Annotated in this window: 11 protein-coding genes and 1 pseudogene; 7 read left to right on the top strand and 5 right to left on the bottom strand. The window is 35.9% G+C overall.

Annotated features, from left to right (window positions below; all coding sequences use genetic code 11):
* Nucleotides 1-221: 221 nt before the first annotated feature.
* From V4P56_RS05320 to ftsE, 3 genes are read right to left on the bottom strand one after another with little or no spacing between them, the layout of a single operon-like run.
* Nucleotides 222-887 carry a YdcF family protein gene (locus tag V4P56_RS05320; RefSeq protein WP_455481872.1) on the bottom strand — a complete coding sequence of 222 codons (666 nt, stop codon included), beginning with the start codon at nt 885-887 and terminating at the stop codon, nt 222-224.
* Between the two features lie 4 nt (nt 888-891).
* A complete protein-coding gene (locus tag V4P56_RS05315; RefSeq protein WP_455481871.1) occupies nt 892-1,845 on the bottom strand; it encodes a cell division protein FtsX in 954 nt (317 codons plus the stop codon).
* Entirely contained in the window at nt 1,838-2,497 is a 660-nt protein-coding gene (gene ftsE / locus V4P56_RS05310) for a cell division ATP-binding protein FtsE (protein WP_455481870.1), read from the bottom strand. Before ftsE ends, V4P56_RS05315 begins: the two co-directional genes overlap by 8 nt.
* Nucleotides 2,498-4,279: 1,782 nt before the next feature.
* On the opposite strand from ftsE, the gene V4P56_RS05305 reads away from it, so the two are divergent.
* Entirely contained in the window at nt 4,280-4,885 is a 606-nt protein-coding gene (locus V4P56_RS05305) for an ABC transporter transmembrane domain-containing protein (RefSeq protein ID WP_455481869.1), read from the top strand.
* Here the strand turns inward: V4P56_RS05305 and V4P56_RS05300 are convergent.
* Nucleotides 4,862-5,554, bottom strand: a complete 693-nt coding sequence (locus tag V4P56_RS05300; RefSeq protein ID WP_455481868.1) for a YggS family pyridoxal phosphate-dependent enzyme — start codon at nt 5,552-5,554, stop codon at nt 4,862-4,864. The genes V4P56_RS05305 and V4P56_RS05300 overlap by 24 nt on opposite strands.
* Before the next feature lie 156 nt (nt 5,555-5,710).
* On the opposite strand from V4P56_RS05300, the gene leuS reads away from it, so the two are divergent.
* Both leuS and V4P56_RS05290 read left to right on the top strand, forming a co-directional pair.
* The gene (gene leuS, locus V4P56_RS05295) at nt 5,711-8,341 is read left to right on the top strand and encodes a leucine--tRNA ligase (RefSeq protein WP_455481867.1); all 2,631 of its coding nucleotides are present in this window, start codon (nt 5,711-5,713) and stop codon (nt 8,339-8,341) included.
* A gap of 46 nt (nt 8,342-8,387) precedes the next feature.
* Entirely contained in the window at nt 8,388-8,987 is a 600-nt protein-coding gene (locus V4P56_RS05290) for a hypothetical protein (protein ID WP_455481866.1), read from the top strand.
* A gap of 7 nt (nt 8,988-8,994) precedes the next feature.
* Here V4P56_RS05290 and fsa read toward each other — a convergent pair whose 3' ends face one another.
* On the bottom strand, nt 8,995-9,648 hold the full coding sequence (gene fsa / locus V4P56_RS05285; RefSeq protein ID WP_455481865.1) for a fructose-6-phosphate aldolase: 654 nt from the start codon (nt 9,646-9,648) through the stop codon (nt 8,995-8,997).
* A gap of 386 nt (nt 9,649-10,034) precedes the next feature.
* On the opposite strand from fsa, the pseudogene V4P56_RS05280 reads away from it, so the two are divergent.
* The 4 genes and pseudogenes from V4P56_RS05280 to atpA all read left to right on the top strand — a co-directional run.
* A pseudogene (locus V4P56_RS05280) lies at nt 10,035-10,214 on the top strand (primosomal protein N' family DNA-binding protein); the annotation flags it as partial.
* Nucleotides 10,215-10,275: 61 nt separating this feature from the next.
* Nucleotides 10,276-12,489: a primosomal protein N' gene (locus V4P56_RS05275; RefSeq protein ID WP_455481864.1), complete on the top strand. Its 2,214-nt coding sequence runs from the start codon at nt 10,276-10,278 to the stop codon at nt 12,487-12,489.
* Between the two features lie 691 nt (nt 12,490-13,180).
* Nucleotides 13,181-13,765: a F0F1 ATP synthase subunit delta gene (locus V4P56_RS05270; RefSeq protein ID WP_455481863.1), complete on the top strand. Its 585-nt coding sequence runs from the start codon at nt 13,181-13,183 to the stop codon at nt 13,763-13,765.
* A complete protein-coding gene (atpA, locus tag V4P56_RS05265) occupies nt 13,765-15,300 on the top strand; it encodes a F0F1 ATP synthase subunit alpha (RefSeq protein WP_455481862.1) in 1,536 nt (511 codons plus the stop codon). The genes V4P56_RS05270 and atpA overlap by 1 nt, the downstream gene beginning before the upstream one ends.
* Nucleotides 15,301-15,319: the final 19 nt, after the last annotated feature.

The following is a 15,319-nucleotide window of genomic DNA, read 5'->3' as shown; positions in this document are numbered from 1 at the left end:
AACAGCATTTTTGTCTCGGGTAATAGCTTCATTTTATACGAAATAATTGATATCAAAGTAAAGAGATTAAAATCATAGTAAATTACTATTAAAAAAGTAAAATATTAAGTAGTTATTATTGTACAAGAGTTAACATGTTTATGGCTTGAAATAGCCTATAAATGTGATTAGTGCATTAAAAAGTTAGTTATAAAATGTACTAGGAACTAGGTGTACAAAGGTCAGAAGATAGTTCTGATATGTACTTTGATAGTTTTGATATATTCAAATGCGAGAATACGTATTTGGTTAATTTGTTGTATTGTACTTTCATTGCCACTCTTTTTGATGGGATAGGCAATGAAATTTATGTCAGGCATGAGGTATTTAAGCTCACGTAAAGAGCGCCACATATGGTAATCATGGGTAACGATATAAATTGTTTTATAATGATGTTTTTTTATCCAAGCAGCGCTTTCTTCGGCATTTCCCTTTGTGTTAATTGCTTTATGTCCGATGTCAACACAACAGGTAAATAGCTGTGGATTAATATGTGTGATGTGTGTGAATCTGCTGATATTGGTTGTTGTATTCACTCCACTGATTAAGAGTCGTGAACCAAGCTTTTGCTGTAAGAGATTTAGTCCTGTTTCTACTCGATTTTCGCCACCTGTGAGAACGATAATTGCATCTGCTTTCAGTAAAGGATGCGGTGGTTTTAGTTGCTCAGTTTTTTCAGAAAAAATAATAAAACTAACACAAAAAAAGAGGATTATGATTAAAAGAAAAAGTGCTGTTGGGGGTAAATAACGAAACAAACACTGAGGATACCATCTAGTATGCTGTGGCAGGGAATGTTCTAAACTATTGTGTATTGATGATTTGAGATCATATGAATTGTGGGTCATAAAATTAAAATAAACCGTTTTCGTTTTGATCAATTTTTTTAAGTTGTGCCAAAATAGTAATTCGATTTGTAAACATGGTAAGAAAAGAAACAAAAAGAATAAGGCTTATAATTTTACCATAAGGGATAAAGTTTACAGAAAAATGCCCAAATAAAGCAGTAATCTGGCTGACTTCTATTTTGCCTAAGTTATAGTTTGTCCAAAAAGAAAAAATACTAAACAGGAATGTACTTGTGATACTACCATATAATGCACCACGTAGCGCAGTTTTAAAAAAATGCCAGTCAAATTGTCGAGCAATGAAAAAGGTTTCTGTACCAAGGAAATATAGTACATTGATAATATGAGTGTTCTCTGCTAGTGCGTTGCGGGTAGCAAAAATAATTGTGAATATAAGCGAACCTAAAACAAGTATTAAAATTAAATAGCCAATAAAAACAGTTGTTTGTGCCATTGTTGCAAAACGGTTTACCCAAATATGGTGATCATCAAATTGACCTCCTGGAATTTGTGTTTTTATAGCCTGCTTAATTGCATCAAAGTTGATCTTTTCATTTTCTTTCAATGTCACAACTATAAGTCGGGGCAGTGGTAATCCACTTAAGTTTAAACCTGTTCCAAGCCATGGTTCAAGTAATTTTTCAGTGGCTTTTTTGTCAACAATTGTAGCATCTTTTATACCATGAAATGTTTTGACCAATTTAACTGCATCTTGAAGGGTCTTTTCAATATCAATATTTTCAATGGGGCGTATTTGAATTGTTGCTTCATAACTAATTTGATTGCTCCAATTATTGGCAGCACGTTGTACTAAATCAACACCAATCAGTGTTAAGCTTGAGAGAAATGTCATAATAGCAATTACTACAACTAATGCTTGTCCAGAAATATTACCACTGGGAATAATTGCAGTTGTAGTTTTTTTATCATTTGTAAAAATTGGGAAAGACTTATTCATGAATCGTCATCCGTCCATTATGGAGAATCATACGCCTTGCTACGACTTGTTCCATTAGTGTGATATCATGGGTAGCAATAACAACAGCTGTTCCAAAACGGTTTAATTCAATAAACAAGCGCAGTAAGCGCTTTGCCAAAAGTGGATCAACATTTCCTGTTGGCTCGTCGGCTAAAAGGATTTCAGGTTGATCAATGAGAGCTCGTGCAATCGCTACTCTTTGTTTTTCACCGCCGGAAAGAACTGGTGGTAAAACATGGATATGATTTCCAAGACCAACCCAACGTAAAAGGTCTTCCACTTCACTGCGATAAGTTGCTTCTTCTTGTCCCTTAATACGTAAAGGTAAAGAGACATTTTCATAAGTAGTCATATGATCAAGTAAACGAAAATCTTGAAAGACAACACCGATACGTTGACGTAGTGCAGGGAGCTCTTGTTGTTTAAGCAATGCTGTATCAGTTCCAAATAAATCAATATGGCCACGGGTTGGTTTGAGCGCTAAGAACATAAGACGCATCAACGATGTCTTACCTGCTCCAGAAGCACCAGTTAGAAACTGAAATGATCCAGAAGGAATATGAAAGCTAATATCACGTAAAACTTCAGGCCCCATACCATAACGTAGCCCGACATTTTCAAAATGAATCACTTTTAGTTACCACTTCTGCTTCTATATTGAATCGTTGTAGGGTACTTTGCTCTCATTGTTTCACATTTTTGCCACTATCTACACTTAACAGATATACAGGCTTTATTCTTCAACTATTCTTTATTTATGTCCAGAAACATTATCTGTTTTTAAAGATATGTTGAGGGTATCATAAATCATTATGCTTTTCTCTATTTAATTTCATCAATAATTTTAGCAAGAATATTGAGGTAAATCTAGCAGAGGTGATAAAGTTATCATTAATAATTTGCATTGAGTTATGGTTCATCTATTTTAGTGATTAGCAATAAGATCATCGATGAGTTATGGTTCAACGGGATTTTAAAAACGGGGGTTAAAATATCTTTTAAATTATAAAAATTGTTTTTGACGATTTTTTGTAAAATATGTCTTATAATTTTTACATCATGTTTTTTGGTAGCTTAGAGACAAACTAAACTCTATCTAATGCAGCAATAGAAATGCAGCAATAGATCTGATTTCTTTTTTGATATGTTGAATAAGGTTCTTCTACAATTCTTCATTTTAGGTTTTTCTTGCTATTAGAGTTATAAAGTTAGAGCTTTTTGTTTCTTAATAGAATGTGGATATTCCACAACAGTTATTTTTGAGGCAGCAGGATGTAAAATGAGCGCTGGTTCAATTTCAGATGTTTCAAATCTTTGTTCTAAAATATTAATAATATTGTAAATTTATTCTATAATCCAATAATAGCTATCGGTATCGTATTTACAGCCATTGATTGTAAAATATTTTTCTTGATTTAATGGATATCGGTAGCACACCTTGAATCTATTACAAAGATTTGTAGCAAATCTTATCCCATAAGACATTATGTCAGAAATTGTTAGCTTCAGTGCTAAAAGAATACCTTAAAATCTTATATTCAACTACTATTTTAGCCATAAATTTAAGCACGATTAAATTTGTTGATAGAGATGTAATAAAAATCTCTTTTCAAAGAAATTTATTGAATTTTCTATGCAAAATTTTTCTTAGTTACATAAAAAAATTAAATTTGTTAAGATATAAATAATACTTATATAAGCATTAGTAATAATAAATATATTAAGGTAAAAATTTATAATAATAAAGTAAAATACTTACTGATGATGTTCTTTTTACATCATATTTTCTAAATTTTTTTAAAAAAATAAAGTATAAATAGCAAAAAGAAATTGCTAGAATCAAAAGCTCTAAAATCTTACAAAAAATAAATATCCCTGAAGTTCATTTTAATTATAATTATAAACATATGATTTTAAATATTTTTTCAATGATTTTTATACTATTGTCGTCTTCAGAGATATCTTATTAGATATTTTCTATAAATTAATTATAACAATTTTAAAAGTTTAGGAAGTAGGTACAGCCACAATTATCTTGGAAGGAGAGAATGCTGCCTGAGTTGCTATTACCATATCCACCACATCCATTTGAGTGTGGTTTCCAGCTATCACAGGAATACAGATTCCAGAAATTAAAACATGTATAATCTTTCATAATATAAACTCCATCGTAATATAATAAAAAACGTATCACAATGATACACTACAAGCGTAGTATCATCTTATTCAAATAAATGTCAAATATAATTTGGAAAATTATCAATAAAATTATGTATTAATAATATGCACATAACGTATATATTATTAATACATAAATAAATACTTTAAATAAATTAATAATTTTATTTACAATAGAATTAAAATATGAAAAATAAGCTTCTCTTTACTTTTATCAAAAATAAAATCAAAGCAAATGAACAGTTCATCAGAAAAATTGGTATCCTTCTCTTGGTTTACAAAGACAACAAAAAAATACATTTACTATGTCATTGAGCTTAGCATTATTGCTATTGTTTTGCGCTTACTTGGCTTGGTTAACCCATTTATTTTTCAGGCAATTATTGACCGTGTCTTGCCTTTTCAACGTGCAGAAAGCTTATATGTGATCGTTATCTTTATGATTGCTATTATGTTGTTTAACATAGCTCTTAGTGTTTTATCAGGCTATTTAGGAAATTACTTAGCCAATCGAGTGACATTAGAATTGGGATGTCGCCTTTATAACCATGTTTTAAGCCTCTCCTTGCCTATTCTACGTCATTGGCAGGTAGGAGAACTATTTACACGAATTGGAGAAGTTGACACAATTCGAAATTTCTTAACAGGAACTATCGCAACAACCGTATTAAATGTGATCTTTGCGATCATTTATATTGCAGCACTCTTTTCCATTAGTCCGCAACTAACTCTTATTGTCCTCATTATTCTACCTTTGCAAATAGGATCTTTGGCTTTGGTTGGCCCCTTTTTGTGGTATATCTCAAGAATTATTAGATCAGATAGGACGTTTTCCGAATAAAGCTGAGCCAATACGAAGAACATTAGAGCCAAATTGAAGAGCAATTTTGAAATCATTGGACATTCCCATAGAAAGTTTTGGGAGGCCAGTCTTTTTGGCAAGCTTTGCTAAAAGTGCAAAATAGGGGCCAGGATTCTCTTGCACTGGTGGGATTGCCATAAGTCCAATAATATCAAGTCCATAGTTATTTTTACATTGATCAACAAAAGATGTCACTTCTTGTGGTAAAATGCCGCTTTTTTGAGGCTCTAATCCAATATTGACTTGAATATAGCAGGGAAGATATTTTTTTTGTTTTTGCATTTCTCTGGATAAGTTTTTAGCTATTTTTTCGCGATCGACAGTTTGAATAACATCAAAAATTTTGACAGCTTCTGCTGTTTTATTAGATTGTAAAGAGCCAATAAGATGCAGTTCAATGGTATTAAACTGTTGGCGCAAGTGAGTCCATTTTTCAGCAGCTTCTTGCACGCGGTTTTCTGCAAAAAGAGACTGACCTTCTTGTAAAAGGGGGATAATATCATCCCTAGAAACAGTTTTTGAAACAGCGATAAGTTGAATTTCTTCCACGAAACGATGTGTCTCTTGACATATTTCAGCAATGTCTTTTTTAAGGTTTTTCCACATTTCAATGGAAGAAAAAGAATTTGTGGTGTCAAGTGTACTCATATTTTCGTGCTTTCTGTTTTTGTGCGAAGATTATACAGTTGTTTATAAAAGTTTTGTAAGGTACTTAATAACGTATTGATTGAAGATGTTGACGATGGGGGTAATCTATGGTGAAGCATAAAACAAGTTTTTTGATTCAGTTTTATAAAGAGTATAATGGGAATGATAATCGAACGCTATAATCCACGCGCCCAAGAACAAAAATGGCAAGCAATTTGGGATGAAAAAAAAATTTTTCAAACTGCTCAGGGGGATCAATGTAAAAAATATTATGTTTTGGAGATGTTTCCTTATCCTTCTGGTCGCATTCATATGGGGCATGTGCGCAATTATACGATGGGAGATGTTGTTGCTCGCTATAAGCGTGCAAAGGGGTTTAATGTACTCCACCCCATGGGGTGGGATGCTTTTGGTATGCCGGCTGAAAATGCTGCTATGCAAAATAAAATACATCCTAAAATTTGGACATATAAAAATATTGCAGTAATGCGTGGGCAGTTAAAGAAATTAGGACTTTCTTTAGATTGGTCGCGTGAATTTGCTACTTGCGATGTAGATTATTACCATCGCCAACAAAGGCTATTTCTTGATTTATACCAGAAGGGATTGGTTACACGCAAAGCTGCTAAGGTGAATTGGGATCCTGTTGATCACACGGTTTTGGCAAATGAGCAGGTTATTGATGGTCGGGGATGGCGTTCTGGTGTATTGGTGGAACAGCGTGAATTAATTCAGTGGTTTTTTAAAATTAGTGATTTTAGCGAAGACTTATTAGTAGGCCTTGAAAAGCTTGATGAATGGCCGAAAAAAGTCCGTATTATGCAAAAAAATTGGATTGGAAAATCACAAGGTCTCTTCATTCGTTGGGCTTTGAATAAAACAAATATTACTGATGATTTTTACGATAAATTTGATGAAATTGTCTGTTATTCTACTCGTCCTGATACTCTTTTTGGAGCTTCTTTTTTAGCACTGTCTGTGGATCATCCAATTACACAAACTTTAGCTCAAAAAGATAAAATGCTTGCTGCATTTATCAAAAATTGTCAGGTTGGTAGTACAACAACTGCAGCACTTGAAACAATCGAAAAAAAAGGATTTTGTCTTCCATTTATGGCTGTTCATCCTTTTGATCCAACGGTTCATATTCCCATTTATGTCGCTAATTTTGTATTCATGGATTATGGAACCGGAGCTATTTTTGGTTGTCCTGCCCATGATCAGCGAGATTTAGATTTTGCACGAAAATATGACCTTCCTGTACGTCCGGTGGTTTTGCCAAAAGGAATTGATGCCAAGGATTTTATGATCACTGAAACGGCTTATACTGGTGATGGAATGATGATTAATTCAGGCTTTTTAGATGGTCTGACATCACAAGCAGCTTTTGAGGTAGTCGCTAAACGGCTTGAAGAGCAGTTGCTGAATGGTAAACCACAGGGGCAAAAAACAGTACAATTTCGGTTACGTGATTGGGGTATTTCGCGCCAACGTTATTGGGGATGTCCAATCCCTATGATTCATTGTGTAGTTTGTGGGGTGGTTCCTGTACCACACGCTGATTTACCTGTTATATTGCCTGATGATGTGACTTTTGATCAGCCTGGAAATCCTCTTATTCATCATGAAACATGGCAAACGGTGACTTGTCCTTCTTGTGGTCAGACAGCTAAACGTGAAACTGATACAATGGACACATTTGTTGATTCTTCTTGGTATTATGCACATTTTACTGCACCTTGGGCACAAGAGCCAGTAGATAAGCATGCAACGACTGAATGGTTGCCTGTACAGCAATATATTGGTGGAATTGAACATGCGATTTTACATCTTCTTTATGCGCGATTTTTTATGCGGGCTATGAAGTTGATCGGACATGTAACTGTTGATGAGCCTTTTAAAGGGCTTTTTACTCAAGGTATGGTTGTCCATGAAACTTATCGAGATGATAAAGGGTGGGTTTCTCCAGCGGAGATTTCCATTGTTGAAAAAGATGGAAAGCGCCGAGCTTACAAGTTGACTGATCAAAGTGAGGTAATGATTGGTTCGATTGAAAAAATGTCAAAATCAAAAAAGAATGTTGTTGATCCTGATGATATTATCATATCTTATGGAGCAGATACAGTTCGTTGGTTTGTGTTATCAGATTCTCCTCCTGATCGAGAAGTTATCTGGACAGAATCTGGCGTTGAAGGAGCGCATCGTTTTGTACAGCGTGTTTGGCGTTGTGTGGCTTTGAGTGCTCCAATTTTAAAAGAAGTGATACCGTATGCTGGGCGTCAAGGTGCAGCTTTGGAACTTTCAAAAGTGGCACATCGTACGCTTTGTGATGTAGAAGATGATTTGGAAAAATTTGCGTTTAATCGAGCAATTGCACGTCTTTATGAATTTTTGAATATAATGGCACCATTATTAAATAAAGTAGCAAGTATTGAGGATGAAATGAAATCTGCTATACGTCAGGCTATGGATTTTTTTCTTGCAATGATTGCTCCTATGATGCCTCATTTGGCTGAAGAATGTTATGCTGCTTTTGGTGGGAAAGCACTAATATCTGAGGCAGCATGGCCTGCTTATGACCCTGAATTGACTATTGAAGAATGTGTGACCCTACCGGTGCAGATTAATGGTAAAAAGCGTGGCGATGTGACTGTTGCTGCGATGGCTGATAAAGAGGCTGTTGAGCAAGCAGTTTTAGCTCTCGATTTTGTTAAAGCACAGTTAGTAGGAAAGTCTGTCAAGAAAATGATTATTGTTCCACAGAGGATTGTCAATGTTGTTATTTAGAAGATCTTTGCTTTTAATTTTTTCTTGTTTATTTCTATGTGGTTGCATGGTTGAGCCGCTTTATTATCAGCAGCCACAGTTGTCAATGATGGATTCAACTGTTCATGAAAAATATGTAGAAAAAATTTCTGTACAGCGTTCAGAAAAATTTGTGAAGATTTTTGTTGAAGAACCTTCAGATAACTTTGGTCAAGAAGTACGCAATCATTTACTGTTTCTTATGTATGGGCATGGAGGGAAACCTTCAGCTCCTATTTATAAATTATCTTTGAATGCATCGATAATTAAGCAGATATTGGGGCAGCCATTTGAGGAGAAATTTAATCATCCATCTGGATTGAAAGAATTTGAGCAATGGTCAAAGAATCCTCAAAGTTTTTTTCCTAAAACACCGACACGTTTGGGGTATTATGGAACAGTAATGGGTGTGGGTTCATATATTTTAAAAGATATAAAAAATGGTGTTGCTGTTAAAGATAAGAATGGCCTTATTATTCAAGGTAAAGGATCCGTTAGTACATCTTTTAATAAGCCTAACCAATTATATGCAGGGGTAGAAGCTGAAAAAAATGCAGAAAAACGGGTAGCTGAAGAATTAGCGGAAAAGATATTTATGTTGCTTTCTATCGATCTTAGAGGGCTTTAGGTTATTTTTACACGATATTTTGTCCAGTTTTTTCCCAATCAGCTGAGAATATTTGTAAACCTTGGTCGGTTAAAGGATGTTTGATTAAAGCTTTTAAGATTGTTGGTGGAATGGTTGCGACATCTGAACCGTTTAATGCTGCTTCTTTAACGTGATTGATATTGCGGATAGAAGCAGCCAAAATTTGTGTTGTGAAATTATATTGGTTGTAAATGGTGCGAATTTCATGAAGTAATTTACTTCCATTCATTCCATAATCTTCTATTCTTCCAATAAAAGGGGAAACAAATGTTGCTCCTGCTTTTGCTGCTAACAAGGCTTGATTAGCAGAAAAACATAAGGTTAAATTTGTTTTCAATCCTTGTGCGTTAAGTGCTTTACATGCTTTAAGTCCGTCAAATGTTAAGGGGAGTTTAATACAAATATTGTCAGCAATTTTTGCTAAAACAGCTGCTTCTTTCATGATTTTTTCAAATTCTGTTGCTGTGACTTCAGCAGAGACAGGACCTTTGACAAGAGAACAAATTTCTTTTGTAACCTCAAGAATATTACGCCCTGATTTTAGGATAAGTGAGGGGTTTGTGGTGACGCCATCAACCAAGCCTAAATTGTGCAATTCTTTGATGTCTTCAATATGAGCGCTATCCACGAAAAATTTCATTTTAAACCTTTGCGTTTTTTAAAGTTATTTAGTTAAAAACTCTTATATTTCACCCTATTTTTATTATGTGTTTTATTTATTGCAAAAGCAATAGATAAGAGGATCGTGTCAGTATAGTAAATTTGCAAGATTAATGAGACATAAGTTGAGAAAAAGGGATAAATTAGGTGTTGAGAAAAGGATAAAATATGGAAGGGTTTGTTTATGATGTTAGCATGTATAGTGCCAATATTGTATACAAATCGCAAATAATTGTTGTTAGCAGAGAACTGTTGATAAGATTAGAATGATAGGTTACACCCAAAAATTCTGCACAATAGGTAATTTATTACAAGGATAATCTGCAACGATGATATTAGTATAAAAATATTTTTAAAAAAGTTGATATAAAAAATGTAACAGAGGGAGAAATTGTTTCAGTTTTAGTGCCTCTTCCTGTTACTTATGATTATAGTTATAGAGTTCCTTCTTCCATGAAAGTTGAAGTTGGTTCCTTTGTTCGCGTTCCGGTGATGGGGCGTGACGTTTGTGGTTTTGTCGTGGATATTGGAGAGCAAACAGTGCGATCTTAACAAAAGGCTGTGCCTATTAATGTGCAAAAATTACATTTGAGAATTGGTATAAAAGATGAAAATGAATGTAACAGAGGGAGAAATTGTTTCAGTTTTAGTGCCTCTTCCTGTTACTCATGCTTATAGTTATAGAGTTCCTTCTTCCATGAAAGTTGAAGTTGGTTCCTTTGTTCGCGTTCCGGTGATGGGGCGTGACGTTTGTGGTTTTGTCGTGGATATTGGAGAGCAGACCACAACGAAAATTAAGAAAAAGATTGCGTCTGTAGAGCGTAAAAAATTGCATTCTGTCCTTCATGTTTTTGATTGCCCACCGTTAAAAGCTGAGATAATTGCTTTTTTACGTTTTGTCAGTCGATATACGATGGCTCCTTTTGGTCTTGTTGCACGATTAGTTTTATGTGTTCCAGCGGCTTTAGAGCCGGAAGCACAGATGCCAGGATTGCGATATTGTGGAAAAAATGTGATACGTTTAACGCCCGCGCGATTACGGGTTTTAGAGTTGGCACGTGATGGTATGATTTGGACACGTTCTGGTCTTGCTCATGCGGCAGGAACTTCTGTTTCTGTTGTTGAGGGGTTAAAATCTCTTGGAGTTTTTGAAGATGTTATGATACCTACGCCTGCCCTTGTAGCGGTACCTAATCCTGATTTTTGTCTCCCTGTGTTGGAAGGAACGCAGAGTAAAGCAGCGACACTGTTACGGGAAGGCATTTTATCTTCTCGGTTTCAAGTTTTTTTGCTTGATGGTGTCACGGGATCAGGAAAGACAGAAGTTTATTTTGAAGCAGTTGCCCAAGCATTGATATGTGGTAAGCAGGTCTTGATTCTGTTGCCAGAAATTGCTTTGACACAGCAATTTTTAGATCGTTTTTATGCGCGCTTTGGGGCACCAGCGGTAGAATGGCATTCAGATTTGGCGCCACGTCGTCGGGAACGTGTTTGGCGGCAAGTTGCAGAAGGGCGAGTGCGGGTTGTTGCTGGAGCACGTTCAGCACTTTTTTTACCTTTTCAAGATCTTGGGTTAATTGTTGTTGATGAAGAACATGATGGTGCTTATAAACAAGAGGAGCGTATTTTTTATCATGCACGTGATATGGCAGTTGCACGAGGTTCTTTCGGGAATTTTCCTGTTATTTTATCTTCGGCTACACCGTCGATTGAAAGTCAAGTCAATGTTTTGTGGAAACGTTATCGACGGGTAAGTTTACCATCACGTTTCAATGCGGCAGCTTTACCACATTTGCAGGTGGTGGATATGCGTCAAGGAGTTGTGCAAAGGGGACGTTTTATTTCCTCTACTCTTGAGCATGCTTTAATAAAAACCATTGAAAAAGAGGAACAGGCACTCCTTTTTCTTAATCGACGTGGTTATGCACCTTTAACTTTGTGTCGAGTTTGTGGATATCGTTTTCATTGTACAGATTGCTCTAGTTGGCTGGTTGAACATCGTTCTCAAGGTCAGCTTAAATGCCATCATTGTGGTTATCATCAGCCACTTCTAGAAGCGTGCCCTGAATGTGGAACTTTAGATCATCTTGTGGCTTGCGGACCAGGCGTAGAAAGAATTGCTGAAGAAATACGGGAGCTTTTCCCACAAGCTCGGTTATTGGTTTTGTCAACAGATTTAAAAGGCGGGATTGGTCAATTACGACGGGAATTAGAATCGGTTGCAAACGGCGATGTTAACATTATTATTGGGACACAGTTAGTTGCTAAAGGACACCATTTCCCTAAATTGTCCTTAGTAGGGGTAATTGATGCGGATCTTGGTCTTGCTAATGGTGATTTACGTGCTGCTGAACGTACCTTTCAGCTTTTGTCTCAGGTTACGGGAAGGGCAGGGCGTATGGGATTGAAAAGTTTAGGATTATTGCAAACTTATCAGCCGAATCATCCAGTAATACAAGCTTTACTTTCGCAGAAACATGAGGATTTTTATACGCATGAGATCGCCATGCGTCAGCATTATCATCTTCCACCTTATGGACGGCTTGCCTCTTTAATTATATCTTCAGAAAAACGTCAAGCAGCAGAACATTATGCGCGTGCGTTACGTCAAGCTGCACCACAGGAGAAAAATGTTTCACTTATGGGGCCTGCAGAGGCGCAGTTAGCTCTTGTGCGGGGACGTTATCGTTTTCGGCTTTTGCTACAGGGACGGCGTTCTTTTGATATGCAGAAATTTATTCGTATGATGATAGAAAATGCACCAAAAATACCTAGTTCGGTTCGGATTCAAATTGATATTGATCCATATAATTTTCTCTGAAAACCAATAGATAGAATATAGATTCATTTTCCTTAAAAAGCGTGTTAAAAAGAAACATATTCTTTAAAGGGAGTAATTTTAAACAAGAGGATTGGTTTTCTATTTTTTTAATAACATAATTTAAAAAATAGCTCTACTTTATGCAGTATTTTTTATTATTTAATGCATCAAAAAATTACTTGCACAAAATACTATTTTGCAACATTCAGTTTTTTTAATTTATATGTCTTATAAGGTTGTATACGTCATTTGTTAATGATGTATATATTTAAAAACGATACCATCTTTTGATGCAATGGAGAAGGTTTCTTTTATAGGATAGATCAGCATTTTAAGTTGAATATATCAATTTTAAGGCGAAGAGAAAGTTTTGTTTTTTGTTTCAAATTGTTTCTATAAAAAGAGAAGGTACTTGAAAAATTTATTCAAAGATGCCAAAAGAGAGAATAGAAAAAACTGTGGTTTTGAGCTGTATTCTTAAAAAATTATTTTCATAAATATTTTTGAGTGTTTTATTTAAATTTTTTTAGAAAGCGTCGGTTTGTGATGTTGCGAGTCGGTGGTGTCTATGCTAGAAACCAAAAAGTTTCTGTTCTAAATTTTAAGGAGAAGATTCTTAAGATTTAGGATGTCTGATCCATTTTATCTGATAATTATCAGAGAATTATTCAAGGGAAAGAGGCGGTATTTCGTGTCGGATTCATTTTCTCTTATGCCGCTGCCATTAGTAGATCAACGCTATGCGCAAGCACTTTTTGATTTTGTTCAAGAAGCAGGATTTATCGAAGATGTTGAAAAAGTGGTGGCGTCTTTTTTGCTTATCTTGGATCAAAATGAAGATCTAAAGCGCTTTGTGCAGAGCCCATTCTTTTCAGTAAAAGAGCAGGTTAAAGTTATATGTTCTGTTTGTGAGAATATTGGGTTTGTTAATGAAGGTGCTGGTCGGATTATCTATAATTTTTTACGCGTTATTATAGTAAATCGTCGGCTTCGTGCTTTATCTGGTATTTTATATGCTTTTCAGCGTCGTGTTGCTTTATTTCGTGGGGAGGTATCAGCACAGATTGTTTCTGCGCATCCTTTAAATGCTCACCAAGAGCAAGAATTGCGTGTGGCTTTGGAAAGTGTCGTTGGGGGAAAAGTTTTGCTACACATCTCTGTTGATCCAACAATTCTTGGTGGACTAATCGTTCGCTTAGGATCGTCTCAGATTGATACGTCCCTTGTGGCGAAATTATCTTCGCTTAAGCTTGCATTGAAAAAAGAGGTCAGCTGATGGATATTAGACCATCTGAAATTTCAAAAATTCTAAAAGAGCAAATCAGAAACTTTGACCAAAAGGCTGAAGTTTCAGAGATTGGTTGGGTTTTATCTGTGGGTGATGGTATTGCCCGCGTTTATGGCTTGGATCATGTCCAAGCAGGTGAAATGGTTTCTTTTTCAAATGGTGTGTACGGTATGGCACTAAATTTGGAAATCGATAATGTTGGGATCGTGATTTTTGGATCAGATCGTAATATTCGTGAAGGTGATTGGGTTAAACGATTAGGTACTATCGTTGATGTTCCTGTGGGTCCAGCTTTGCTTGGGCGTGTTGTCGATGCACTTGGAAATCCTATAGATGGTAAAGGGCCTATTAATGCAAAGGAACGTCGTCGTATTGATGTTAAAGCTCCAGGGATTATTCCGCGTCAGTCAGTACATGAGCCAATGTCGACAGGATTGAAAGCCATTGATGCCCTTATTCCTATTGGACGTGGGCAGCGTGAATTGGTGATCGGTGATCGTCAAACAGGAAAAACAGCGATTTTACTCGATACATTTTTAAATCAGAAGTCCTTTCATGAAGAAGGTGCTGGGCAAGATCAGGATAAAATATACTGTATTTATGTTGCTATTGGTCAAAAGCGTTCAACGGTTGCGCAATTTGTTAAAATCTTGGAGGAGCGTGGAGCTCTTGATTATTCGATTATTGTAGCGGCTACAGCTTCTGATCCTGCTCCATTGCAATTTATTGCACCTCTTGCTGGTTGTGCGATGGGAGAATATTTTCGAGATAATGGTCAACATGCTTTGATTGGTTATGATGATCTTTCAAAACAGGCTGTTGCTTATCGTCAAATGTCTCTTTTGTTGCGTCGTCCGCCTGGTCGTGAAGCTTATCCTGGGGATGTTTTTTATCTGCATTCACGTCTCTTAGAACGGGCTGCAAAGCTGAATGCTGAGAATGGCTCTGGGTCTTTGACAGCTCTGCCGGTTATTGAAACACAGGCAAATGATGTTTCTGCTTATATTCCGACTAATGTGATTTCGATTACTGATGGGCAAATTTTCCTAGAAACTAATTTATTTTATCAGGGAATTCGACCGGCTGTGAATGTTGGTCTTTCTGTGTCACGTGTTGGTTCTTCTGCACAAATTAAGGCGATGAAACAGGTTGCAGGTTCGATCAAAGGTGAATTAGCTCAATATCGGGAAATGGCAGCTTTTGCGCAATTTGGTTCAGATTTGGATGCATCAACTCAGCATCTTTTGAATCGTGGTGCGCGTTTAACAGAGCTTTTAAAGCAGCCGCAATTTTCTCCACTTAAAACAGAAGAACAGGTTATTGTGATTTTTGCTGGTGTGAATGGCTATCTTGATGTTCTGGCTGTTTCTGATGTTGGTCGGTTTGAGCAGGGTCTTTTGACACTTTTACGCAGTGAGCATCAAGATCTTTTGAAGGCTATTGCTAATCAAAAGCAGATAACGGATGACATTAAGGGTAAGTTGATTGCTATCCTTGATACCTATGCGAAGAATTTTTCGTAATGAATTAATGGAATGCTTA

Source organism: Bartonella sp. B35(2025) (assembly GCF_053794465.1).
This window is presented reverse-complemented; position numbering and strand designations above follow the sequence as displayed.